Source organism: Merdimmobilis hominis (assembly GCF_900104615.1).
GTDB classification, from domain to species: Bacteria; Bacillota; Clostridia; order Oscillospirales; family Ruminococcaceae; genus Merdimmobilis; species Merdimmobilis hominis.
The window spans coordinates 281,346-303,724 of record NZ_LT629939.1; the positions used below are offsets into that span (position 1 = coordinate 281,346).

At 55.9% G+C, this 22,379-nt stretch carries 27 protein-coding genes; 10 read left to right on the top strand and 17 right to left on the bottom strand.

From position 1 onward, the window contains the following. Positions 1–49 precede the first annotated feature (49 nt). The 3 genes from cobK to yfcE are packed head-to-tail and all read right to left on the bottom strand — an operon-like array spanning position 50 to position 2,161. Positions 50–802 carry a precorrin-6A reductase gene (gene cobK / locus BQ5353_RS01380; protein WP_071427154.1) on the bottom strand — a complete coding sequence of 251 codons (753 nt, stop codon included), beginning with the start codon at positions 800–802 and terminating at the stop codon, positions 50–52. Continuing rightward, positions 799–1,554, bottom strand: coding sequence for a DUF8091 domain-containing protein (locus BQ5353_RS01385; RefSeq protein WP_233424486.1), 756 nt, complete (start codon positions 1,552–1,554; stop codon positions 799–801). Before BQ5353_RS01385 ends, cobK begins: the two co-directional genes overlap by 4 nt. 58 nt (positions 1,555–1,612) lie before the next feature. Then, positions 1,613–2,161 (bottom strand): phosphodiesterase, encoded by a 549-nt coding sequence (gene yfcE / locus BQ5353_RS01390; RefSeq protein ID WP_054331060.1) that lies wholly within the window; start codon positions 2,159–2,161, stop codon positions 1,613–1,615. A gap of 250 nt (positions 2,162–2,411) precedes the next feature. On the opposite strand from yfcE, the gene fba reads away from it, so the two are divergent. The 3 genes from fba to BQ5353_RS01405 all read left to right on the top strand — a co-directional run bounded on the left by fba (position 2,412) and on the right by BQ5353_RS01405 (position 4,630). Then, complete coding sequence (gene fba, locus BQ5353_RS01395; protein WP_054331059.1) at positions 2,412–3,350, top strand: class II fructose-1,6-bisphosphate aldolase; 939 nt, start codon at positions 2,412–2,414, stop codon at positions 3,348–3,350. An 80-nt stretch (positions 3,351–3,430) separates the two neighbouring features. Next, the gene (locus BQ5353_RS01400; RefSeq protein ID WP_071427156.1) at positions 3,431–4,291 is read left to right on the top strand and encodes a radical SAM protein; all 861 of its coding nucleotides are present in this window, start codon (positions 3,431–3,433) and stop codon (positions 4,289–4,291) included. A gap of 114 nt (positions 4,292–4,405) precedes the next feature. Continuing rightward, positions 4,406–4,630, top strand: coding sequence for a hypothetical protein (locus BQ5353_RS01405; RefSeq protein ID WP_054331057.1), 225 nt, complete (start codon positions 4,406–4,408; stop codon positions 4,628–4,630). Positions 4,631–4,966: 336 nt separating this feature from the next. Here BQ5353_RS01405 and BQ5353_RS01410 read toward each other — a convergent pair whose 3' ends face one another. Both BQ5353_RS01410 and BQ5353_RS01415 read right to left on the bottom strand, forming a co-directional pair. After that, on the bottom strand, positions 4,967–5,332 hold the full coding sequence (locus BQ5353_RS01410) for a sporulation initiation factor Spo0A C-terminal domain-containing protein (RefSeq protein WP_054331056.1): 366 nt from the start codon (positions 5,330–5,332) through the stop codon (positions 4,967–4,969). Positions 5,333–5,482: 150 nt separating this feature from the next. Continuing rightward, on the bottom strand, positions 5,483–6,304 hold the full coding sequence (locus tag BQ5353_RS01415; protein ID WP_071427157.1) for a polysaccharide deacetylase family protein: 822 nt from the start codon (positions 6,302–6,304) through the stop codon (positions 5,483–5,485). Between the two features lie 234 nt (positions 6,305–6,538). Here BQ5353_RS01415 and BQ5353_RS01420 point away from each other — a divergent pair, with 234 nt between their 5' ends. The 5 genes from BQ5353_RS01420 to BQ5353_RS01440 all read left to right on the top strand — a co-directional run bounded on the left by BQ5353_RS01420 (position 6,539) and on the right by BQ5353_RS01440 (position 11,489). Then, on the top strand, positions 6,539–7,726 hold the full coding sequence (locus BQ5353_RS01420) for a M20 metallopeptidase family protein (RefSeq protein WP_071427158.1): 1,188 nt from the start codon (positions 6,539–6,541) through the stop codon (positions 7,724–7,726). A 44-nt stretch (positions 7,727–7,770) separates the two neighbouring features. Then, a complete protein-coding gene (locus tag BQ5353_RS01425; RefSeq protein ID WP_054331053.1) occupies positions 7,771–8,649 on the top strand; it encodes a transporter substrate-binding domain-containing protein in 879 nt (292 codons plus the stop codon). A gap of 100 nt (positions 8,650–8,749) precedes the next feature. Further along, positions 8,750–9,424 carry an amino acid ABC transporter permease gene (locus BQ5353_RS01430; protein WP_054331052.1) on the top strand — a complete coding sequence of 225 codons (675 nt, stop codon included), beginning with the start codon at positions 8,750–8,752 and terminating at the stop codon, positions 9,422–9,424. After that, the gene (locus BQ5353_RS01435) at positions 9,417–10,139 is read left to right on the top strand and encodes an amino acid ABC transporter ATP-binding protein (protein ID WP_054331051.1); all 723 of its coding nucleotides are present in this window, start codon (positions 9,417–9,419) and stop codon (positions 10,137–10,139) included. Before BQ5353_RS01430 ends, BQ5353_RS01435 begins: the two co-directional genes overlap by 8 nt. Before the next feature lie 162 nt (positions 10,140–10,301). Beyond that, positions 10,302–11,489: an amidohydrolase gene (locus BQ5353_RS01440; RefSeq protein WP_071427159.1), complete on the top strand. Its 1,188-nt coding sequence runs from the start codon at positions 10,302–10,304 to the stop codon at positions 11,487–11,489. 83 nt (positions 11,490–11,572) lie between these two features. Here BQ5353_RS01440 and BQ5353_RS01445 read toward each other — a convergent pair whose 3' ends face one another. After that, entirely contained in the window at positions 11,573–12,280 is a 708-nt protein-coding gene (locus BQ5353_RS01445; RefSeq protein ID WP_054331049.1) for a coiled-coil domain-containing protein, read from the bottom strand. A 214-nt stretch (positions 12,281–12,494) separates the two neighbouring features. Between BQ5353_RS01445 and BQ5353_RS01450 the strand changes: the two genes are divergently transcribed. Beyond that, entirely contained in the window at positions 12,495–13,154 is a 660-nt protein-coding gene (locus tag BQ5353_RS01450; RefSeq protein ID WP_054331048.1) for an HAD family hydrolase, read from the top strand. Next, on the top strand, positions 13,148–13,645 hold the full coding sequence (locus BQ5353_RS01455) for a GNAT family N-acetyltransferase (RefSeq protein ID WP_054331047.1): 498 nt from the start codon (positions 13,148–13,150) through the stop codon (positions 13,643–13,645). The genes BQ5353_RS01450 and BQ5353_RS01455 overlap by 7 nt, the downstream gene beginning before the upstream one ends. Before the next feature lie 95 nt (positions 13,646–13,740). On the opposite strand, the gene BQ5353_RS13360 is transcribed toward BQ5353_RS01455, so the two are convergent. From BQ5353_RS13360 to BQ5353_RS01505, 11 genes are all read right to left on the bottom strand, one after another. Beyond that, positions 13,741–14,007 carry a tyrosine-protein phosphatase gene (locus BQ5353_RS13360; RefSeq protein WP_267888291.1) on the bottom strand — a complete coding sequence of 89 codons (267 nt, stop codon included), beginning with the start codon at positions 14,005–14,007 and terminating at the stop codon, positions 13,741–13,743. Next, positions 13,926–14,345, bottom strand: a complete 420-nt coding sequence (locus BQ5353_RS13365) for a tyrosine-protein phosphatase (RefSeq protein WP_074026293.1) — start codon at positions 14,343–14,345, stop codon at positions 13,926–13,928. Before BQ5353_RS13365 ends, BQ5353_RS13360 begins: the two co-directional genes overlap by 82 nt. Positions 14,346–14,569: 224 nt before the next feature. Then, positions 14,570–15,427: an RnfABCDGE type electron transport complex subunit B gene (locus BQ5353_RS01465; RefSeq protein ID WP_054331045.1), complete on the bottom strand. Its 858-nt coding sequence runs from the start codon at positions 15,425–15,427 to the stop codon at positions 14,570–14,572. Positions 15,428–15,455: 28 nt separating this feature from the next. Further along, complete coding sequence (gene rsxA / locus BQ5353_RS01470) at positions 15,456–16,046, bottom strand: electron transport complex subunit RsxA (RefSeq protein ID WP_071427161.1); 591 nt, start codon at positions 16,044–16,046, stop codon at positions 15,456–15,458. Positions 16,047–16,049: 3 nt separating this feature from the next. Next, the gene (gene rsxE, locus BQ5353_RS01475) at positions 16,050–16,733 is read right to left on the bottom strand and encodes an electron transport complex subunit RsxE (protein ID WP_054331044.1); all 684 of its coding nucleotides are present in this window, start codon (positions 16,731–16,733) and stop codon (positions 16,050–16,052) included. 1 nt (position 16,734) lies between these two features. After that, a complete protein-coding gene (locus BQ5353_RS01480; RefSeq protein ID WP_054331043.1) occupies positions 16,735–17,685 on the bottom strand; it encodes an FMN-binding protein in 951 nt (316 codons plus the stop codon). After that, the gene (locus BQ5353_RS01485; protein ID WP_071427162.1) at positions 17,686–18,621 is read right to left on the bottom strand and encodes an RnfABCDGE type electron transport complex subunit D; all 936 of its coding nucleotides are present in this window, start codon (positions 18,619–18,621) and stop codon (positions 17,686–17,688) included. A 15-nt stretch (positions 18,622–18,636) separates the two neighbouring features. After that, a complete protein-coding gene (gene rsxC / locus BQ5353_RS01490; protein ID WP_369949013.1) occupies positions 18,637–19,941 on the bottom strand; it encodes an electron transport complex subunit RsxC in 1,305 nt (434 codons plus the stop codon). Between the two features lie 15 nt (positions 19,942–19,956). After that, positions 19,957–20,502 carry a Gx transporter family protein gene (locus tag BQ5353_RS01495; protein WP_054331042.1) on the bottom strand — a complete coding sequence of 182 codons (546 nt, stop codon included), beginning with the start codon at positions 20,500–20,502 and terminating at the stop codon, positions 19,957–19,959. A gap of 17 nt (positions 20,503–20,519) precedes the next feature. Next, positions 20,520–21,566 carry an FAD:protein FMN transferase gene (locus BQ5353_RS01500; protein ID WP_071427164.1) on the bottom strand — a complete coding sequence of 349 codons (1,047 nt, stop codon included), beginning with the start codon at positions 21,564–21,566 and terminating at the stop codon, positions 20,520–20,522. 343 nt (positions 21,567–21,909) lie between these two features. Beyond that, entirely contained in the window at positions 21,910–22,362 is a 453-nt protein-coding gene (locus BQ5353_RS01505) for a CD1247 N-terminal domain-containing protein (protein WP_054331040.1), read from the bottom strand. Positions 22,363–22,379: the final 17 nt, after the last annotated feature.

Consider the following 22,379-nt stretch of genomic DNA (forward strand, 5'->3'; position numbering starts at 1 on the left):
ACCCCTTTTTCCCGGAAGATTTAGTCCACATTCCCCACCCTGTTTCCCTTTACAGCTTCCTTTGGAAAAACGCCTTGGCTTCCTCCAAAGTCATCCCCTCCCGCCCCACAGGAGGAGAGATGACCATCACCTGGGCCCCCACTTCCTGGGCGGCCGACAGCTTTTCAGCAAACCCTCCAGGGCCGCCGGTGTTCTTAGTCACCAGAATGCTGCACCCAGTCTGACGCAGAAGAGCCGCGTTAAACTCTTGGGAAAAAGGCCCCTGCATGGCGATGATATGGGCGGGCAGATACCCCAAACGCAGGCATTCCTCCACTACCGCAGGCAAAGGCAGCACCCGCGGATACAGCCGCTGGGCAAAATCCTCCACCTGTGTAAAGATAGGGAGTTCCTTGCTCCCCGTGGTGAGAAGGGCCTTTCCCTCCATCTGATTTAAAAGCTGGGCTGCGGCTTGCGCATCTGGGACGGCAATGGCCCCCTCCATAGGCCGATCCAGCTGCCGGGAGAGGCGCAGGAGAGGGACCCCAACCGCCTCACAAGCCCGGCGGATGTTCTCCCCTGCCTGGGTGGCATAGGGGTGGGTGGCATCCACTACCCAGCGGTAGCCTCCCTGGCGGATAACCCCCTCCATCTCCCCCTGGTCCAGTCGGCCGGACAGGCAGGTAACCCGCTCCCCACGGGGCAGCAGGGAAGCCCCATATTCAGTGGCGGTGGAAACAGTCAGCCCCACTGGGAATCCCGTCAAAAACTCCGCCAGCTCCCGCCCCTCGGTGGCTCCGGCGAACAACAGCACCCGTTTCATTCAACTATTTCCTCCCTTGGCGTTTTTGGTTGTTCAACAGCCCGGTAGAGGTAGGATCTCCCCTGTTTTCCCAGGCGGTCCACCACCCCCAGTTGGTGGAGAAGAAGAAGCCCCCGCTGGGCTGAGGGGAGGCTGAGGGCCGCCCCCTTGGCAAACTCCTTCGAGGTGAACTCCTCCGGCAGCCCAGCTGGAAGGAGAGCCTCATAGCCCACTTTGGCCCCCACCGTGACCTCCCCCAAGAGGGAGACCGGCACCCGATCCATGCGGGTGGAACCCCGTTTCCGGTCATGGCTCCAACCGTTGAGATAGCGGATTTCCTCCATTTCCAGCAGGAGAATCCGAATGGAAAGATTGGGGTTCCCAAGCAAATCCCGGATGGCATAGAGCTCATAGAGGACATCAGCCGGCCCCTTTTTCTTAGGGGACCTGTGCCAAGGGGAGGTCTCCCCAGTCTCCGGGTCCATCCAGCAAAGGCGCTTTTGGGCAGCCACTGGATACACCACCGTCACCGGACCCAGGGCAAGAAACGCCTCCAGCTTGGCTTGGAGGCGGCCGAACTGCCGTGTTTGAATCTCGGTGATGCCCCAGCTGTCCTGGATGTCCGCCACCCACCGCCCCACTTTGATCTCGTGGAATGCAGGGTCCGGCTGGAGGTAGTATTTCAGCGCGGCGTGGAGCGTCCGCTCCCCCAAGGTGCCAATGCCTCCGGCGGACTCTTTCTGGGCCAGTTCCAGCGATTCCTGCAGTGTCACCGGCATTCCCCCTTTCCATTGAAAAAATCCCCGTGGTTCCGGGGATTCCTCCAATAAGCTAATGGAAAATGCTCATAGATTTGATGGGCCGCCCCTCCAAATCCCGAATGGTGAAGATGCCGTCCTCATAGATCATATAGCTGTTGACATCGTCCCCCTTGGGCAGCGAGATGGAGCCGGGGTTGATATAGAGGTAGTCCCCCATGTCCTCCAATGCCTGAAGGTGGGTGTGGCCGTGGAGAAGGATGTCCCCTTTTTTCATCGGAGGGAGCTTGTCCTTGTTGTAGATGTGGCCGTGGGTGACAATGCAGGTCCGCTTTTTCAGCATCAGCATCAAATAATCCGCCAAGATGGGGAACTGGAGCACCATCTGATCCACCTCTGCGTCGCAGTTGCCCCGCACGCAGAGGATTTCATCCTTCATCTCATTTAAAATGGCGATGACCCCTTTTGGATTGTAATCCCGGGGCAGGTCGTTGCGGGGGCCGTGGTACAAAAGGTCCCCCAACAAAATCAAACGGTCCGGCTGTTCTGCCTGCCAAATCTCCTGCATGAGGCGGCAGTAATAGAGGGAGCCGTGGATATCCGATACAAACATCAATTTCATAGTTTCACCTCCCCCTTATTGTAAAGGCGGCCTTGCTGAATGTCAACCTCGAGGGATTGACAACCCGCCCCCAATCTCGACGGGAACCTTGTCCCCATACTGGAAAAAATCCTTCTCTTTTTGGTTAGTTTGCTTAGGTTTCCCCTTCCCAGGCGGAAGTTGGGCGGTTTCTATTGAAAAACTGCCTAAAACTGGATATAATGGAGATAATGATTGCCCCTACACCGAATTATAAAAAGGAGTTGTTGTCATGCCACTGGTCACCACAACCGAAATGTTCAAAAAGGCTTACGATGGCGGGTATGCCATCGGCGCGTTCAACGTCAACAACATGGAGATTGTCCAAGGCATTACCGAAGCGGCTTCCGAGCTCAATTCCCCTGTGATTCTGCAGGTCTCCGCCGGCGCGCGGAAATACGCCAAACACGTCTATCTGATGAAACTGGTGGAGGCCGCTATCGCCGACACCGCCGGCATCCCCATTGCCCTGCACCTGGACCACGGCGGGGATTTTGAAATCTGCAAAGCTTGCATCGACGGCGGATTCTCCTCGGTCATGATCGACGGTTCCTCCAAGAGCTTTGAGGAAAACATCGCCCTGACCAAACAGGTGGTGGAATACGCCCACGCCCACGGTGTTGTGGTGGAAGGTGAGCTGGGCAAGTTAGCTGGCATCGAGGATGCGGTCAATGTCAAAGCGGAAGACGCCTCTTACACCAACCCTGCTGAAGTGGAAGAGTTTGTCACCCGCACCGGCGTGGATTCTCTGGCCATCGCCATCGGCACCAGCCACGGCGCTTACAAATTTAAACCCGGCCAGAAGCCCCAGCTGCGGTTTGACATCCTGGAAGAGGTCAGCCGCCGCCTGCCTGGCTTCCCCATTGTGCTCCACGGCGCTTCCTCCGTTCCCCAGGACCTGGTCAAGGTGATCAACGAGTGCGGCGGCGCAATGCCCAACGCCATCGGCATCCCCGAGGAGATGCTCCGTCAGGCGGCTGGTATGGCTGTCTGCAAAATCAACATTGATTCGGATATCCGGGTCGCCATGACTGCCGCTATCCGCAAGCACATGTTGGAGAACCCCAGCCACTTTGACCCCCGCCAATACCTGACCCCTGCCCGCGCCGCCGTCAAATCCATGGTCGCCCACAAAATCAGCGACGTCCTCGGCTCCGCCGGCAAAGCGTAATCGAATTATCCTTCCAGAAGGCAGAGGGCGTTCTCTGCCTTCTTCCTTTTCTTCACTTTTTTGGAAAAGAGGCCCATTCTATGCCATTTGATTACGACGCCCCCATCTACTATCCCCCCTATGAAAACCGTTCCATCCTCATTCCCGCCAGTTACGGCTGCCCCCACAACCAGTGCGCCTTCTGCAGCATGTACAAGGATACCCCATACCGGGAGGTCTCTTTGCTGGACATCAAGCAGTCCATCCGGGAGGTGTCGGAATACCGCCCCTGCTCCGAACGGGTCTTTCTGCTGGGAGGGCAGTCCTTCTGCCTGAAAGCGGACAAGCTCAAGGAGATCCTGCGGTATATCCGGGAAAGGCTCCCCCTCTGCGAGGCGGTATCCATGTACGCCTCCATCCGCAGCGTGGCGGATAAAACCGATGCAGACCTGGCGGAACTTAAAGCTTTGGGTCTGGGCAAACTCTACATCGGGGTGGAGAGCGGCTGCGATGAGATTTTAGAGGAGATGCACAAGGGGCACACAGGGGAGGAAGCTGCCCGCCAGCTGAAGCGGCTCAATCAAGCGGGCATCCCCTTCCACTCCATCATCATGTACGGCATCGGCGGGCGGGGCCGCGGCATCCAGAACGCCCTGGCCACTGCAAACGTGCTGAATCAGGTGGAATCGGTAGCCATTGTCCCCATGTGCCTGACCATTATGCCCTCCACCGAGCTGGAACGCCGGGTTCATTCCGGGGAATTCGAAGAAGCCAACTTTGCAGAGCTCCTTTTAGAGCTGCGCACTTTGCTGGAAAACCTGGATTTAAACACTCCAACCCCATTTGCCACCGATCACGCCACCAATCGTTTTCTTGTGGCGGGCACCCTCCCTCAAGATAAAGAAAAGATGGTTTCTCAGTTGGATCAGATGTTAAAACGGTTTGGTATGGAATTACACTGATTTTTGCGGCACTTTCCCTTTTATCTTCTTTTTTGTCATCTTTTCAATTTGGGATATTTACTTTTTAACATTCTTATGTATAATAGAATTATAATGATAAAGGAGTGTAGCGCCATGGAAGAAACCAAAAAGAGAACCCGCAACGTTCGCACCAAAGAGGAGCGGGTTGCTGCGCTTGATGAGAAAATTGCCTATCACACCAAGTGTATTGCCACATTGAAGAAGAAAAAAGATGAATTGTTAAAGCCCAGCTCCAAAGAGACCTATAAAGAACTGATGAAAGCAATTAAAGCTTCTGGCAAAACTCCGGATGAGATCTTAAAGATGATCAAAGGCTAATTCTACACAACTTGCAGGGCCCCTTATGGGAAATCCCATAGAGGGCACAATATTGTTTTAAAAAGACGGCGCAGCGTTTGCTGTGTCGTTTTTTTGTTATATAGAAAACCGGCTATAGACTAAAAAGCTGCGCCAATTTCTTCCCGGCATTTAGAACTCCCCTAATCTAACATCCCCACCTGCAAAAACGCCGCACAACTGCTTTGGTTGTGCGGCGTTGGCAGCCGTTTTCTCTACAGCGGAAGTTTCCCTTAACAGATTGTTGCCATTCAGGAAGTGGGCAAACCCAAATTGCCAGCCTTTTGCCCGGATCTGGAATCAGGTCTACATCCCCAATTAGCCCTTACCCTGCAGCACCCCTTGATTTTCCTCCAAACGGACGACGACCATAGAGATAAACGCCGCATTGCTCGGCCGTATAATAACATTGTATTCAAAAAATTTGTTGTACCGGCTTTCCTGGCCTTCGCACAAACGGCGGTCCATCTGCCAGGATTTATCGATGATCGTGCGAATGTTCCGCTCTACACTCCATGGAGTGACGTGGTATTTCTTTGCCAGCTCAGGGTATACCACTTTGGTGATCTGGGTTAAGTACTCCGAGTGCTCCCGGCAAAGCTGTATAGCATCCTCTAGATAGGAATAACCTTTGTATTTTGGAAGCATCCGAAAGTAATTGAGGACTTCTTTGATTTCGTTCATCCGCACTCTCCCCTTTTTTCTAAAGAGATTATACGATGAACGAAACGAGAAATGTTCTTATTGACATTAATCGACGAATTGAAATTTCGACACCTATTCCGATATTTGTCTCATTTTTTATAAAATTCCTCAAAATTTAATCTGATTCAACTAATTTCTCCCCTTTTCCGGTTGGAAGGAGGGGGTTTCCCCCGAATCCGGCGCCTTTGGGAGGGGGTGCTGCCTTCCCTGGACATCCATTTCGTAGTTGTCCCAATAGATCATTTCTGACACCGGCAGGATGGTATACCCCTCCCCTTTCAGGTATTCTATGACTCGCGGCAAGGCTTCTGCCGTATGCTTTGCCCCCGAGTGGAAGAGGGTAATCGACCCCGGCCCCGCCTTTTTCTCCACCTTGTTGCAGATTTCGTCGGCGGTGTATCCCTTCCAGTCAATGGAATCGCAGTCCCATTGAATCACCTCATAACCAAGGCCCCGGGCGGTCTCCACCAACAAGTCGTTGTAGGCGCCAGAAGGGGCTCGGAACAGCTTGGGCCGGGTCCCGGTGATCTTCTCCACCTTATCCGATGCATTCTCAATCTCTTCCACAATTCCCGCCCGGTCCAGTTTGGTCATATCCTTATGCCGGTCAGAGTGGTTGCCAATCTCGTGGCCCGCATCCCCAATGGCTTTGACCGATTCGGGGTATTTGTCACACCACTGCCCCACCACAAAAAAAGTGGCCTTTACACCAGCCTTATCCAGAATATCCAGCAGCTGAGGGATGTCGGCGTTGTCCCAAGCACAGTTGATCCCCAGAGAGATGGTCTTTCCCTCCCGCTCCACCGAGTAGATAGGCAGCTGCCGTTTGGATGCGGCCGTTGCCTGTACGCCCCGGAAAAAGTTTCCTCCTAAAAACAGCACCGCCAATATCACCCCAATCAAGGCGAGCATCCGGGCACTTTCCCGGCGGCCGATCACCCAAATCCGCATAGAACCTCCCCCTTTCCCTTTGAAAAAACAATATGCCTTGGGGGATTCTTTCATGAATGATCTCGAAGAATTTTAGATAATTCGACCGATATCGCAGTGGAAAACTAGGATTCTCTTCTCATATTTCCGAAAAATTTAGAAACCAAGGCCGTGGAATTGACAAACCTGCTTTTATATGCTATTATTTTACCATATTAGCAGACTAAAGTATCTGTGAGAAAGAGAGGTACCATTATGAACGCGCTGACACTGGCAAAAGAAATTGCAGATGAGATCACCGGCTGGCGCAGAGACCTGCACCGCATCCCGGAGATCGGCCTGAACCTCCCCAAAACTGCGGCATACGTCACCGCCCGTTTGGACGAGATGGGCATTTCCTACCAGCTGTTTGAGCGACATTCCGGCATCGTGGTCCTCTTAGGCAAACCCACCGGCAAAACCATCGCCCTGCGGGCCGACATGGACGCATTGCCCATAAAGGAACTTGTGGAGAGCGATTTCAAATCGGAAAATGAATATATGCACGCTTGTGGCCATGATGCCCACACTGCCATGTTGCTGGGCGTAGCCAAAATTCTCAAAGCCCATGAGGACGAGCTGAACGGCCAGGTTAAACTGCTGTTCCAGCCTGCAGAAGAGGGCCCCGGCGGCGCCGCCCCCATGATTGAAGACGGCGTGCTGGAAAACCCCAAGGTGGACGCCATCCTGGCCCTCCACTGCGACCGCACCCCGGGTATGGGCTATCAGAACGGGGATATGTTAGTCAAATACGGCAATATCACCGCGGCGGATGATCAGATTGACATCCGCATCTTCGGAAAAGGCGGCCATGGAGCCCAGCCCCACCTCTGTGTCGACCCCGTGGCGGTGGCAGCCTTGGTGATCAACAACCTGCAATACATCATCAGCCGGGAGGTCAAGCCCGGAAAGGCGGCGGTCATCACACTGGCCACCGTGCAGGCCGGCCGGGGGGCCGAGAACATCATCCCCGACGAGGTGTACATCCGCGGCACCGTCCGCAACAGCGACATGGAGACCCGGGCGTTTGTCTTCCAGCGGATCGACGAGATCCTCAAAGGCACCTGCATGGCTATGCGCGCTGATTATGAACTGAAATTTGACTACGGCTATCCCCCGGTGTTCAATGAGCAGTCCATGACCGACGGCATGATCGCCACCGCAAAGAACCTGCTTGGCGATGACAAGGTGAAGCTGTATACCGAACAGGCCATGGGTGGTGAGGACGCTGGCTTCTTCTACCAGAAGGTGCCCGGCTGCTTCTTCCGGCTATACAACCCCGCCCCCTTTGTGGATGGGGAAATCTACCCCGGCCACAACGCCCGTTTTGTCCTTGACGATTCGATTTTATACGAGGGCACCGCGCTGCTCGCCCAGGGAGCGGTTGATTTCTTAAACCGGTAACTCCCCCGCGGTCCCCTTCCCAATGATAGAAGGAGAATATGACCATGAAAACTATATGGAAACGCTTTGCGGCCGGCTTTTTGGCTGCTACCCTGGCACTCTCCCTCACCGCTTGCGGCGGAGGCTCTTCCTCCAGTTCTGGAGAATCCAGTGAAGGGGAGGACACCTCCCTCTCCGATATTCAGAAGAGGGGAAAACTGATCGTCGGCATGAACGCCGAATTCGCCCCCTATGAGTTCCACATCATGGAAAACGGTGAGGATAAGCTGGTGGGCATGGACATCGAAATCGCCCAAGCCATCGCCGACGACATGGGGGTGGAGCTGGAAATCAAAGAGCTGGCTTTCGACGCGCTGATCACCGCCCTCAACGCCGGGCAGGTGGACATTCTGATCTCCGGCCTGTCCGCCACTGAAAAGCGGCGGGAGCAGATCGACTTTTCCGAACCCTACTACAAGAGCAAAACTGTGGCGATGATCAACAAGAAAAACGTCGGCCAATACAAGACCCTAGATGACCTGAAGGACAAAAAATTGGGGGTCCAGCTCTCCAGCCTACAGCAGCAGGCGGTCAACAACGCCTTCCCTGATAAACCCGACGACGAATACATGCTCATCGAGAGCATGAACACCTTGATGCTGGCCCTCAAGGCCGATCAGATCGATGCGCTGGTCACCGCTGACATCGTCTGCAAACAGGCCATGGCGGCCAACCCGGAATTCACCGTCGCCGAAGGCTCTGAGTTTGACCTTGATTTCCTCAACTCCCCCGGTGCAGCGGTGGGCATCCGCAAAGGCTCTGATGCTCTGAAAGCCCAACTGGATTCCACCATCATCCGCCTGAAAGACGAGGGCAAGATCGACGAATTTATGAACCGCGCCTGCGAAATTGCAGCCAACAATGTCAGCGCGGAAGAAGCATAACAAAATACCCCTTTTGCAGGATAATCCACTTAGGCGGGTTATCCTGCACCCTTTCTTGGGCAGAGTGCTGCCCTGAAATCTCGCAGGAGGGCTACATTCCATGAAACTCAACTTTAGCTTTGTGGCAGATTATCTGCCCAAGTTTATCAGCGGCTTAAAGCTGACTATCGTCCTCTCTGTCTGGGCGGTGATCGGCGCAACGCTCATCGGCATCCTGGTTTACTGGATGCGCACATCCCGTTTTTCCATCTTAAAGGTGCGTCCCCTTTGGGTGGTCTCTACAATCTTCATCGAAGTGATGCGCGGCACCCCGGTGCTGCTGCAAATCCTCATCGCCTTCTCTGGCTTTAAAATGATGTTTGGGTGGGATCTATCCGCCGCCAACGCTGTGGTTCTGGCCATCACCCTTAACTCCAGCGTCTATGTCTCCGAGATCATCCGCGCTGGTATCCAGGCAGTGGACCCTGGACAAGAGGAAGCTGCCCACTGCCTGGGTATGACCCGGATGCAGAGCATGCGGCTGGTCATCATGCCCCAAGCCATCAAAAACATCCTGCCCGCCTTGGGCAATGAGTTTGTATCCATCATCAAAGGTTCCTCCATGGCCTATGTGCTGGGTGTGGGTGAACTAACCTACTCCGCCAAAGTAGTGCAAGGTGCCACCTACCTCTCCCTGGAGCCGCTGATGGTGTCCGCCCTCTTCTATCTGGTGCTCACCTTCACCTTGGGGCGGATGGTCAGCTTTGCAGAACGGAGGATGAAGACCTGTGATTAAAGTCGCCAACTTAAACAAGAGCTTTGCCAAAAACCATGTGCTCCGGGACATCTCCACCCAAGTGGCCAAAGGGGAAGTAGTGGTGGTCATCGGGCCTTCCGGCTCGGGGAAATCCACCTTCCTGCGCTGCCTCAACCTGCTGGAAACCCCGGACAGCGGCTCCATCCTCTTTGACGGGCAGGAGATCACCGCCCCCAAGACCGATGTCAACGCCATCCGTACCCGGATGGGTATGGTGTTCCAGCAGTTCAACCTCTTTCCCCACATGACGGTGCGGGAAAACATCATCGTATCCCCCATCCATGTCAAGAAGATGTCCAAAACCGACGCCCGGCGCAAGGCCGACGAGCTGCTGCAGATGGTTGGGCTCTCCGACAAGGCGGACGCCTATCCCTCTTCCCTATCCGGCGGACAGAAACAGCGGATCGCCATCGCCCGCGCCTTGGCTATGGAGCCGGAGGTGATGCTCTTCGACGAACCCACCAGCGCCCTTGACCCGGAGATGGTGTGCGAGGTGCTGGCGGTGATGCAGGATCTTGCCAAAAACGGTATGACCATGGTGGTGGTCACCCATGAGATGGGCTTTGCCCGGGAGGTTGGTGACCGCATCCTATTTATGGATGAAGGCCGGATCCTAGAAGAGGGCACCCCCGAAGCTGTATTCAACAACCCCCAGAACCCCCGCACCATCGACTTTCTCTCCAAGGTGCTGTAAGCGACACTGTTGTGCAGACTTTTAACAGGGCTTCCCACCGGTTGGGGGCCTTGTTTTTCTATACGCTATTCGCACCGCTCCCCTATTCTCACCCCTTTCCCGTTGTGGTATAATCAAAATAACAGTGCTATTCCACAATAAAAAGGAGGATGCAGCGTGAGTATGACCATTCAAAATGTCCGACATCCCGACTGCTCCTGTGCCGACCTCTTCTTAGAGGATGGACGGATCCAGCAGGTAGGCCCAGCGGGTTCCCTAGCTGCCGGCACCGAGTCCTCTATCGATGGGGACGGGTATCTTCTCCTTCCCCCCCTCTGTGACTGCCATGCCCATCTGGACAAAACCACCCTGGGCCTTGACTGGATCAAAAACGAGGTTAAGCCCGGCCTTGTCAACCTCATCGCCAATGAGAGGGAACACCGGATCGCCTGGGGGCTGGACCCCTACCGCCAGGCAGTGCGCCACATCCGCAGCTCTCTCGGGTACGGGGTGCTGGCAATGCGCAGCCACATCGACGTGGATACCCAACACGGCCTCTCCCTCCTAGAGGGGGCCCTAGCCGCCCGGGAAGAGTACAAGGATCTGTTCCACCTCCAGCTGGTGGCTTTTCCCCAGAGTGGGCTTGTGAGCCGCCCCGGCACCTATGAGCTGATGGACCAAGCTCTTGCGATGGGAGCCGACTTGGTGGGCGGCGTGGATCCCTCCGCCTTGGACCGGGACTCCAAAGGCTGCCTGGATGCCATCTTTGCACTGGCCCAGAAGCACGGCAAGCCAGTGGACATCCATCTTCACGAACCCGCAGAGCTAGGCGCCTATGATATGGAGGAAATCATTCAGCGGACCGAGGCTTTGGGCATGCAGGGCAAGGTAGCTATCAGCCACGCCTTCTGTCTGGGCGCCCCCATCCCCGGCCTGGTTCCCCCTCTGCTGGAAAAGCTGGCCCGGGCAGATATCACCATCATCACCTGCGGCCAGCCTCAATTGGCCACCTTCCCCCACATCCAGGAATTGGCCGCCGCCGGGGTAAAAACCGCCTGCGGAAACGACAATATCCAGGACCTGTGGAGCCACTTCGGCACCCCAGACATGCTCCAGAGGGCTTCCCTCATCGCCATGAAAAACCTCTGCCGCAACGACAGCGAGCTGGATTTGGTCCTGGACCTCTGCACCCGGTCTGGAGCCCAGCTTCTGGGACTGGAATCCTGGGAGCCCTTGCCAGGCGGCCCCGCGGATTTCCTGCTGGTCAAGGGTTCTTGCCCCGCCCAGTGCGTAGCCCAACCCCCAGTGGAGCGGATGGTATTCCGACGCGGCTGCCTCATTGCCAAGGACTGCCGCCTGTTGGATTGTTAAAATCCACTGCGGCGTCCTTCCCCTCGCAAAAACAGGGAGGCCCCAAGTTTTTTGGGGCCTCCCTGTGGTATTTTACTTTACGCTTATAACCGGACGCACTCCTCCTGGGCGGAGAGCTCCGCCTCCTCTTCCCCGATTAGCTGGGCGCAGTGGGAAAGCACTGTATCCGCCAGGGAATCCACATCATTCAAGCGGGATACCGCCTGCTGGGTCAACTCCCCCAAGGCAGTGCGCAGCCCGCCCAGCTCCTTTTGGAACCGCAGGATCTCCTCTTCCATCCCCTTGGCGGATCTGGCGGTTTCTTCCCGCAGGGCATCCGCTTCGGCTTTTGCCTCCGCGATGATGGATTGGGCTGTACTGCGGGCATCCACCAGCACGGCGCCGACTTGGGCGGCGGCTTCGTCAAACTTTTTGCTCTTCCGGTCCAAGGTCTCCACCTGGAACTGAAGCTGGCGGCATTTTTCCGCCTGGGCGCGGATCTCTTGGTCCTTTTCTTTGACCACTGTCTTTTGGATGTTGGTCTCCCTTTCCTGGTTGGCCAGCTTTTGCTCCAGTTCCTCCAGCTTCTTCTGCGCCTCCTGAAGCTGCCCAGTCAGGGAATTGACCAGTGACTGGGATTCCGATGCCCGGTGGGACGCCTCCTGCTTTTCGGCGAATAAGCTGTTGATTCTCTCTTCCTTCTGTGCAAGTTCAGCGTGGTGTTTGGCGGTCAGCTCGTCAATGTAGGCGAGAACTGCCTTCTTTTCAAAGCCGCCCAAGGCGGTTGTTTTAAACAAAATTTGTTCTTCCATGCGTTTTTACTCCCTATTGGTCGCAGGCTGGATGATTCCAGCCCGGTTTTTTTCCTCATTGTCCCATTATAACAAGGAATTCGCCAAAATACAAATGCTGTTTTTTTGCATATATTTCCAGGACTTTTCCCCAAATTTACCCGATCTCCATTGATTTTCCCACCCTGCTTGGTATAATAAAGAAGATTTCATCGGCAGCATAGGAGGATTTTTTATGAGCCGCGACAAACTGGTCATCTTTGATTTGGATGGGACTCTCAACCGCACTGACCTCTATTCGGTGGCGGCCCAACAGAAGGCCCTAGAGGAATTCGGGGTCACCGGCATCCCGGAGGCGGATCTTAAGGGATGCCTCGGCGGGCGGCCCATCGACTACGCCAAACGCTTCCTGCCCCATCTTACCCATGAGGATCATCTGCGCTACCTGGAGCGGGAGCTGTATTGGGAAAAGGTGATTATGGAAAAAAGCTGCGGCAGCTTTGAGGGCATCCCGGAATTACTGGACCGGCTGCACCAAGCTGGGTACCGCACTGCTGTCTGCTCCAACTCCGCCCGGGACTACATTGTGCCGGTGCTGACCGCCCTGCATCTGCTGGACAAAATCGACGCCATCCAGCCCCTTCTCCCCGGCCTGACCAAGGTGGACACCCTGGGCCTTTTGCTCCAGCGGGAGGAGCCGGAGGCGGCGGTGATGGTGGGCGACCGGATCTTCGACATGGAGGCGGCCCGGGGCAATTCCATCCCCTTCATCGGCTGCCTGTATGGCTACTGCCCGGCGGAGATGGCCGGTTCCGACCGGACTGTGGACTGTGCCGCCGCCATCTTTGACGCAGTCCAGGATTTGATTGGAGAGCCGGTGAAAGCGGCATGGTAAACATCCGAATTATTCCCGCCACTATGCGCTACGCCAAGGCCTACTGCGCCGCTGTGGACATTGTCGCCCGGGAACGGCGGTATCTTTCCCGCACCACCGGCTTCTCCCTGGCCTCCACCAAGGCGTTTTTCCGCTCCGCTTTTGACGACAACTGCCCTATTCTAGTGGCAGTAGACGACCAGGATCGGCTGGTGGGCTGGTGTGACATCATCGCCCTGCCAGGGGACTGCTGTTGCCACGTGGGACGGCTGGGGATCGGCCTGCTGCCCGCCTACCGGAATCACGGACTCGGGGGCCGCCTTCTAAAGGCTGCCCTCAACCAGGCCCAGGGCCGGTTTGAACAGGTGGAGCTGGAAGTGCTGTCTGGCAACGGCCGGGCGATTCGGCTGTATGAACGTTTCGGCTTTGAGCAGGAAGGGGTCCGCCGCCGGGCCTTTTTTGTAGATGGCCAGTACCAGGACATCCTCCTGATGAACAAATTTCTCCAATAGCAAACCCCTTCCACCTAGGTTTTGGTGGAAGGGGTCTTTCTCTGTTCTTTCTTATGGTATCCTCCTGCGGCGGGGGTACGGCCGCCTGTTTGGATTCATGGGCGAAGGAGCTTTGCCCGCAGGGCTTCGATCTCCTCCCCGGTGAGGCCGATACCCCGCAGGTACTCCTCCACCGTGCCGAAGGTCTTCTGGAAGCGGTCCAAGAAAGCCTCCATGTATTCCAGGTTGGAACGGCCGATGAAGGCGGGGAGATCGGGGTGATCCCCCCGCATGGCTTCTATCAGCGGCTGGATATAGGTGTAGGATACCTGATAATCCGCCACAATATCCGCCTTCGCCACTCCCGCCAAGGAGAGGAGCAGAGCCGCGGTGACGCCGGTGCGGTCCTTTCCCGCCGTGCAGTGGAAGAGGCCCCCCCAGGGGCGGCGGCAATGGTTTTCATCACCTGTTTCATCCGTTCCCCCGGCTCCACCATGTCAAAGTAGAATACTGCCACATCGTCCTCCGTATCCGGCAGGCCGCCTCCTGCCAGTGGGAGGGAATGGTAGTAAAACCCTTCTCTCCCCGCAAAAGCGCAGGGTTTGCGGGCAATCTCCTCTGCGCTGCGCAGGTCGATGACGGTGGTAACCCGCCACTGCCGGAACTGTTCCAACTCCCCTTCCTTTAAATCCACAGGGCAGTCACTGCGCAGGTAGCGCAAGGAATCTGTCGCTTCGCGCCGGCACAAATTTGGAAGGAAAGCGCAGGCTTTATCACGCGAAGCCAACCCCTGATAAGAAATTCCCAGCTCTCCTGGACAGCAGCCCAATGGGAGCGCCACTGCCCTAAGAAGAGGATCAGACGGGCGCTCCTCCCCATCCCCATTTGAAAAAACAGCACAGCCCAAGTTGGCTGTGCTGTTTTTGATTGGTTATATCCGCGGGGTTATTCCGCCGCTTTCTCTTCTCCAGCGGCTTCCGCTTTCGCCTGGGCGGCCAACTCTACTGGGCATTTGTACTCGTGGATGGCCCCGGTGGGGCACTGAGCTACACAAGTGCCACAGTTTGTGCATTTGGCTGGGTCAATCACCGCGTGGTTGTTCACAATGGTGATCGCCTGGGAGGGGCAAGCTTTCTCGCATTTACGGCAGGCGATGCAGCCGGTTTTGCAGGCTTTGCGGGTGGCGGCGCCCTTCTCCTGGCTGGAGCAGCGCACATAGACGTTGCTTGTCACCGGGATCAGGCTGATCAGCGCTTTGGGGCAGGTCTTGGCGCAGAGGCCGCAGCCTACGCAGAGGTTTTTATCCACTACAGCCACCCCGTCCACCAGGTCGATGGCCCCATAAGGGCAGACCTTGACGCAGTCGCCAAAACCGAGGCAGGCATTGGGGCAGGTGCCGCGGCCGCCGAACAAGGTGCTGCAGGCAGCGCAGGTGGCAGGGCCTTCATAATCCACCGCATACTGGGTATTGTTGCAGGTGCCGTTGCAGTGGACCACCGCATAATTGGGCACAGTCGCCTCAAAAGAGACGCCCATGATCTCGCTCAAAGCCTTGGCTGCACCAGCGCCGCCAGGCACACAAAGATTGGTAGCCAGATCTGGATTCTCCACCAGAGCCTGGGCATATTGGTCACAACCGGCATAGCCGCAAGCGCCGCAGTTGGCGCCTGGAAGCTCAGCGCGGATCTTTTCAAACCGCTCATCCACCTTGACTGCCATAAATTTAGCGGCGGCGGACAGGATGACGCCGGCCAAAATACCGATGCCTGTCACAATCAAAACAGGAACCATAAAATCATTCATAGTATCAGACTCCTATCTTCTAGTTTTGTTATTTAAACAGGCCTTCGACCAGGCCGCCGAATCCCATAAAGGATACCGATACGATAGAAGCCGCGATCAATGTGATGGGGATTCCTTTGAAGCACTCGGGGGTGTCGATGTCCTCCAGCCGCTGCCGCACGCCGCAGAACAGCACCATGGCCAGCAGGAAGCCCAGGCCAGCGCCCACCGCGTTCACCATCGACTCAGCAAAGTTCAACTCCTTGCTGATGTTGAGCATGGTGACGCCCAGCACGGCGCAGTTGGTGGTGATCAAAGGCAAATAGATACCCAGGGATTTATGCAGGGCGGGGACATACTTTTTCAGGATGATCTCCACCAGCTGTACCAGGGCCGCAATGACCAGGATGAACACCACCGTCTGGAGGTAATCCAGCCCATTGGGAACCAGCAGGTAAGTGTAGATGGGCCAGGTAACTGCAGTGGCCATGGCCATAACAAAGGTTACGGCCACGCTCATTCCCACGGCAGAATCCAGCTTTTTGGAAACGCCCAAGAAGGGGCAGATGCCCATAAACTTGGCCAGGATAAAGTTTTCGGTGAGGATGGCGCTAAACAGGATGATCATCATTTCTTTCATGGGTTAGCAGCCTCCTTTCGCAGCGCCGCAACTGGAAGCGTTGGGGCAATTGGCGCAGCCGAATTCCTTCTTCTTAATGGCTTTGCCCTTGGTCAGCTTGTTGATCAAAGCGATCATACAACCGAATACGAAGAAGCCACCGGGCGCCAGGGTGAAGATGCTCATGGGGGTGGAGAGAATGCCGGTCAGGTCCACCATAAAAGGGGTGCCGCTCATCCAGGTGCCGGCGCCGAGGATCTCACGCACCGAGCCGATCAAGGTCAGCGCCAAGGTGAAGCCAAGGCCCATGCCCAGGCCATCCAAGACCGAATCCACCGGGCCGTTTTTGCTGGCGAACATTTCCGCCCGGCCCAGAATGATGCAGTTGACGACGATCAGCGGCAGGAAGATACCAAGGGCTTTGTCCAGATCCTGGGCAAAGGCTTTTACCAGGAACTGAACCACGGTGACAAAGCCGGCGATTACTACAATGTAGCAAGGGATGCGGACCTTATCCGGGATAATCTTCTTCAAAAGGGAAATGGCCAGGTTGGAGCACATGAGCACCACAGTGGCAGCTACACCCATGCCCAGGCCGTTGATGGCCATGGAGGTGGTCGCCAGGGTGGGACAGGTGCCCAAAAGCAGCACCAATACTGGGTTCTCCTTAATGATGCCGTTGGTTAAAATCTTCAATCTCTTTCCCATGTTACTCTGCTCCTTTCTGCAGCTCGGGGGCCTGCTGCGCAGCAGGATGGGCGGCAACGGCTTTGTTGATCGCCTTTTTCAGCACGTCGCTGGAAGAAGTGGCACCGGAAATGCTGGCGACCTCGTCCGCGCTGGTCTTGCCGATGAATTGTTCCAGGTACTCCGGGCGGGCAACCTTCATGCCATAATCCGGGTTTTCATTGATATAGTCCAGGGCCACGCCGGTGATGGTGCCATCCTCCGCGAAACCGACTGCCGCCACGATATCATCGTGGAAACTGGGCTCACTGATGACAACGATGTGCTCTTTGCCATCCACGCGGTAAGCCTCTACCTCCATATCCAAAGGGATAAACTCCTGGGCGTCAGGGTAAATGGCCCGCAGAGTTTCTTCCTTGGCCGGTGCGCGCTGGGGAGCTGCTGCCCCCTCTCCGCCCACTTCGTTGTAGACGCGGTAAGCAGCTTTGGCCGCGTTCATAATGGCTGTGGAGGAGACGGTGGCACCGCCAACAGCATTGACCTCGCCCAGGGTATCCACCGTTTTGCCGGTGTACTGAACCATGTGTTTGGGGTCGCAAGCTTTGGTACCAAGGCCCGCAGTCTCGGAGTTTTCCAGCACTTTGGCCCCTGTGATGACACCGTTTGCATCCATGCCGAACATCACCTTGATGGTGCCGCCGTAACCTTTCCAGGCCGTGGTGATCACATAGCCCGAACCGTCGGTGGCGCGGTAGGCATCCAAGCCTCCTTCCGGCATATTGGCAACGGTGAGCTGTTCAAAGTCAGACGCGCCGGGCAGAACCTCCGCACGGGCTGCGTTGGCAGTCTCAATGGCCAGCCGGTCAATAATGGGCTGGGTGATGCTGTAGGTCTTGGCCAAGGCGAAGGAGATCACCAGGCAGATTACCGCCAGCACCAGGGTGGGCTTGATAAAATCTTGGAAGACGCTCATCTAGTACGCACCTCCAAACGCTTTGTTCCGGGTCAGGTTGTCAATGTGAGGGGTGATGATATTCATCAGCAAAATGGCGAAGGAGACGCCCTCCGGGTAGTTGGCAAAGAGGCGGATCAGAACGGTGATCACACCGCAGCCGATGCCGAAGATCAACTTGCCTTTATCGGTCACCGGGGAGGTGACATAGTCGGTAGCCATAAAGAAGGCGCCCAGGAACAGGCCGCCGCCCAGGATGTGGTAGATGGGGTTCTGTCCCAGCACCGCAGTCAGCACAAACACGGTGGCGATGAAGCTGGCCGGGATGATGGGGCTGATGATCTTTTTGGCGATGAGGTACAGGCCGCCGATCAACAGGGCGATGGAACAGGTCTCACCCAGGGAACCGCCGTGGAAGCCCAGCAGCATCTCGGTGAGGGAGGGCAGGGTCTCCCCTGCGTTTTTCATCACCGCCAAAGGGGTTGCGCCGCCCATGGCATCAAAAGCCGCTGTGCCAAAATTGGGGGAAACCCATTTGGTCATGGGCTGGGTAAAGGAGATCAGCAGCACCACACGGGCGGTGATGGCGGGGTTGGCAAAGTTCTGGCCGATGCCGCCAAACAGCTGCTTGACCACCACAATGGCCACAATGGAACCCACCGCAGCCATCCACAGGGGGAGGGAGGAAGGCAGGTTCATGGCCAGGATGACACCGGTGACCACCGCACTCAAATCTTTGGTGGTATTGGGTTTTTTGCAGACCATCTCAAACAGGTACTCCGCCGCGACGCAGGAGACCACGCAGGTAATTAAAATTAGAAGAGCCCGGACGCCGAAGATCAGGACTGAAGCCACCATGGCCGGGGCGAGGGCCAACACAACGTTGCCCATAATCGACTGGGTGGTGACCGAATCCTTTACATGCGGCGAGGGAGTTACAATCAGTTTATTGCTCAAAGTGTTCACCCCATATTATTTCTTTTGTGTCAGCATTTTTTTGGCCAGGCGGTTGGTCATCACCAGCCGGCGTTTGGCCGGGCAGGCAAAGGCGCAGCAACCGCACTCCATACAGAGATTGACCTTCAGCTCCCGCAGGGCATCCACATTGCCGGCCTTAAAGGCTTTCTCAATGGAGGCGGGCATCAGGTTGAACGGGCAGGCGTTCACACAGCGGCCGCAGCGGATGCAGGGGGTCTCCTCCGGCTCCCGGCTGTCCTTCTCATCAAAGGCCAAGATGGCGTTGTTGTTTTTCAACACCGGGTAATCCAGACGGTTGACGGCAATGCCCATCATGGGGCCGCCCATCAGCACCTTGCCGGGCTCGGTCTTGAAACCGCCGCAGAAGTCGATCAAATTTTGGATGGGTGTGCCGATGGGGACCAGCAAGTTCTTAGGCTCTGCGATGGCGCTGCCATCCACAGTGACCCGTTTGGTGGTCAGGGGCATACCGGTCTTTAAGTATTTGGACAGGAAGGCGACCGAAGCCACGTTCATCACGATGACCCCCACATCCGCGGGGAGTTTCCCCTCCGGCACAACACGGCCGGTGGTGTGGTAAATCAGCACCTTTTCAGCGCCCTGGGGGTATTTGGCCGGCAGGGAAGCCACTTCGATGGAAGCATCCCCTGCGGTCATCTCCTTGAGGAGGGCAATGGCTTTGGGCTTGTTGTCCTCCACCCCGATGATGACCTTTTTCAGGTCCAGGTATTTCTGCACCTGGCGGGCGCCGTTCAGAACATCCTCGGCATCCTCCATGATGGTGCGGTAATCGGAGGTGATGTAAGGTTCGCACTCAGCGGCGTTGATGCACAGGGTATCCACTTCACTGAGGTTTTTGGGGCTGAGTTTTACATAGGTCGGGAAACCGGCGCCGCCCAAGCCCACCAGGCCGGAGGCTTTCACCGCCTGGATGAACTCCTCAAAGCTGTTGACGGACGGCGGCACAACCGATTCGTCCACCTCCTGGAGTTTGTCGGTCTCGATGGTGACCGCCTTGGTCTTCTGGCCGTTAGACATCAAAATTTCGTCCACTGCCACCACCTTGCCGGACACGCTGGAATGAATCGGGGCGCTGATGAAGGCATCGCTGGTCCCGATGACCTGGCCAACCTTGACCAAATCGGTGATTTTCACCGTCGGGTCACAGGGCTTGCCGATGTGCTGTGACATGGAGATCACAACTCTGTCCGGAATGGGCAGAATCTCAGTGGAGCAGTCTTCGGTATTTTTGAAGTGCTTCACTTTGACGCCATGCAAAGATTTTAACTTTGACACAATCTGTATCCTCCCGTGCTATGTATTTTTTGTTTGACAAACATGGAGTGTATTCATATAAGGTGTCAGTACCCGGAGCAGGGTGCCGGTCAAGGCTCCCATACAGATTCCGGAGAACACCATTATAGGCAGGTAAGCAAGGGCAAACTGGGAGCGCAGGATGAAACTTGCCATCCCCAATTGGCCCAAATTGTGGAATACTGCGCCAGCTACGCTGATCAAAAAAGCGCTGGGCGCAAAGCGCTTGAGGGCGCAAAGTGCCGCCATAATCCCCAGGGAACAGAGGCCCCCAGCCAAGCTCATGGCCATGGCCACCCCGCCCCGGGTCAACAGCACAAACAAAGATTTGAGCACTGCCAGGGTGAGGGCTTCCTTGCCGCCCAGGCAGAAAAGGCAATACATGGTGACGATGTTGGAAAGCCCTAGCTTTACCCCAGGGGGCAGAGCCGGCAGAACGGGCAACAGCCCTTCCACATAGCTCAAGGCCATAGCAAGGGCAAACAGCAGGCCCATCAGGGCAATTTTTATGGTGGGGATTCTGCCACCCGGCTGCGGTTTTGGCATGGGCACAGATCCTTTCCCTACCCTTCCAGATGGAAGGTATACTCGGTCTTTTGCTCATTGGGGGTAAACTTCGGCACCAGCGCTGGAGAAAGGTAGACGTTTTTCTCCTCATCCACCGCAATCAGAGAAAACTCCTCCTCATCCAGGTATTGGAGAGCCACCTCTTTTCCATAGATAAAAAAGGTAGTGGAGAGGTAGTCTGCCAGGCCCCCATCCGCGGAGATAACCGTCAGGGAGATGAGGTCGGTCTTGGCGGGATAGCCGGTGCGGGGGTCGATCACATGGTGGTATCGGACGCCATCCTGCTCAAAAAAACGCTCATAGTCCCCTGTGGTGGCCATGGTGAGGCCAGGGATGCTCAAGGTTCCTAGGTATTCCCCACCATCCCCCCTAGGGTCCCGCAGGCCAAAGACAAATTCCTTCCCATCGGGTTTTTGGCCGATAGCCAGAATGTTTCCCCCCAGGGAGACAAAGCCGGAATCCACCCCATCTTCTTGGGCAATACCCCGGATTTGATCCAGAAGCATCCCTTTGGCAACCCCGCCCAGGTCCACCGCCATCCCTTCCCGGGCCAACATAGCTGAATGGGTGGCTTCGTCTAGGAGGATGCCCTCTGCCCCCACCAGAGAGAGGGCGCTTTGCAGTTCCTCCTCCCCCGGGACTTTAGGGTCTTCCCCGGTGATGCCCCACAGGGTGGTGACCGGCGCGATGGTTACGTCAAACACCCCACCGGAGGCAATGGACCATTCCTTGGCCTGTTTGAGAATTTGGAAGGTGTCCTCTGAAAGGGGGACGTATTCCTTGCCCGCCGCTTGGTTGAGGCGGTCGATCTCGCTTCCCTGGCGGTAAAGGGACAATTTTGATTCCATGGCGCCCAGCTTTTTGGCGATGTCCAGGTAGGCAGTTTTCCCCGCTTCCCCATACCAGGTCTGTTCAATCACCGTATCAAAGGCGAAGGTCATCCCCGATTTCACAGGGATTTCCTGCCTAGGCTGCGGGGTACAGGCGCCCAGAAAACAAACAAATGCCAGCAGCAGTGCAGCGGCTTTTTTCTTTGGTTGCATCGGCGTTCCCCCTCTCATTTTGTACAGGATAAGTATACTGTTTTTCGTCAAAAAACACAACATTTCCCGAAGAAAAAGGGGATGGAAAATGCTTCTGTAGCGCAGTGGGATCTCCAGCAAAATTCGCCATAAACCCCAATACACCAACATCTAAGTTTAAAGATTATTCATGCAAATGTCAATAAAATATTCATATTCTTAGTCGAAGTATCTACCAATTCAACTCTTTTGCCAAAATACAAAAGGGGTTTTTGGATAAATAGATAAGTACTCCTGCCCCTCAATGACAAAAAAATGGCGAAAGAAAGGCCAGGCCCTTCTTTCGCCATTTGGGGAAAATTCGTTATTCTGCGTCGTGATCGTGGCCACAGCAGCCGCAATCGCAGCCCTCGTCCTCGCACTCCTCTTCCAGATCAAATTCCAGAAGCTCACCGCAGTTGGGGCATTCAATCTCACCCTGCTCCAGAGTTTCTTCATCAATGCAGATGGTGTCGCCGCAGGCGGGGCACTGCACCTCGTACAGGTCGCCGTCAAAATCCTCGTCGCTGCACCCATCGCAGTCGCACTCGTCCTCGTCGCCGTAGAACTCCTCTTCCAGAGCTTCCAGGTCCTCGTCAATCAGATCAACCTGATCGCAAACCTCAGCGAGACCATCCTCCAGATCGGCTACAGAAAATGCAACGTCATCCAGAACGTCAATGATTGCTTTGATAATCTTGCCCTCTTTGGTGGTGTCATCAATGCTCAAACCCTCGGCCAGGCCCTTCAGATAAGATACTTTTTCCGTGATAGTCATTTGTTCTTCCTCCTTTG

Coding starts and splice junctions, on each gene's coding strand:
- rsxA (WP_071427161.1), bottom strand. CDS start 16,046: ATGAAAGAAATGATGATCATCCTGTTTAGCGCCATCCTCACCGAAAAC.
- BQ5353_RS01400 (WP_071427156.1), top strand. CDS start 3,431: ATGCCATTTGATTACGACGCCCCCATCTACTATCCCCCCTATGAAAAC.
- BQ5353_RS01465 (WP_054331045.1), bottom strand. CDS start 15,427: ATGAATGATTTTATGGTTCCTGTTTTGATTGTGACAGGCATCGGTATT.
- BQ5353_RS01450 (WP_054331048.1), top strand. CDS start 12,495: ATGAGCCGCGACAAACTGGTCATCTTTGATTTGGATGGGACTCTCAAC.
- BQ5353_RS01500 (WP_071427164.1), bottom strand. CDS start 21,566: ATGCAACCAAAGAAAAAAGCCGCTGCACTGCTGCTGGCATTTGTTTGT.
- rsxE (WP_054331044.1), bottom strand. CDS start 16,733: ATGGGAAAGAGATTGAAGATTTTAACCAACGGCATCATTAAGGAGAAC.
- yfcE (WP_054331060.1), bottom strand. CDS start 2,161: ATGAAATTGATGTTTGTATCGGATATCCACGGCTCCCTCTATTACTGC.
- BQ5353_RS01405 (WP_054331057.1), top strand. CDS start 4,406: ATGGAAGAAACCAAAAAGAGAACCCGCAACGTTCGCACCAAAGAGGAG.
- BQ5353_RS01480 (WP_054331043.1), bottom strand. CDS start 17,685: ATGAGCGTCTTCCAAGATTTTATCAAGCCCACCCTGGTGCTGGCGGTA.
- cobK (WP_071427154.1), bottom strand. CDS start 802: ATGAAACGGGTGCTGTTGTTCGCCGGAGCCACCGAGGGGCGGGAGCTG.
- BQ5353_RS01455 (WP_054331047.1), top strand. CDS start 13,148: ATGGTAAACATCCGAATTATTCCCGCCACTATGCGCTACGCCAAGGCC.
- BQ5353_RS01410 (WP_054331056.1), bottom strand. CDS start 5,332: ATGAACGAAATCAAAGAAGTCCTCAATTACTTTCGGATGCTTCCAAAA.
- BQ5353_RS01505 (WP_054331040.1), bottom strand. CDS start 22,362: ATGACTATCACGGAAAAAGTATCTTATCTGAAGGGCCTGGCCGAGGGT.
- BQ5353_RS01445 (WP_054331049.1), bottom strand. CDS start 12,280: ATGGAAGAACAAATTTTGTTTAAAACAACCGCCTTGGGCGGCTTTGAA.
- BQ5353_RS01425 (WP_054331053.1), top strand. CDS start 7,771: ATGAAAACTATATGGAAACGCTTTGCGGCCGGCTTTTTGGCTGCTACC.
- BQ5353_RS01430 (WP_054331052.1), top strand. CDS start 8,750: ATGAAACTCAACTTTAGCTTTGTGGCAGATTATCTGCCCAAGTTTATC.
- fba (WP_054331059.1), top strand. CDS start 2,412: ATGCCACTGGTCACCACAACCGAAATGTTCAAAAAGGCTTACGATGGC.
- BQ5353_RS01415 (WP_071427157.1), bottom strand. CDS start 6,304: ATGCGGATTTGGGTGATCGGCCGCCGGGAAAGTGCCCGGATGCTCGCC.
- BQ5353_RS01440 (WP_071427159.1), top strand. CDS start 10,302: ATGACCATTCAAAATGTCCGACATCCCGACTGCTCCTGTGCCGACCTC.
- BQ5353_RS01495 (WP_054331042.1), bottom strand. CDS start 20,502: ATGCCAAAACCGCAGCCGGGTGGCAGAATCCCCACCATAAAAATTGCC.
- BQ5353_RS01420 (WP_071427158.1), top strand. CDS start 6,539: ATGAACGCGCTGACACTGGCAAAAGAAATTGCAGATGAGATCACCGGC.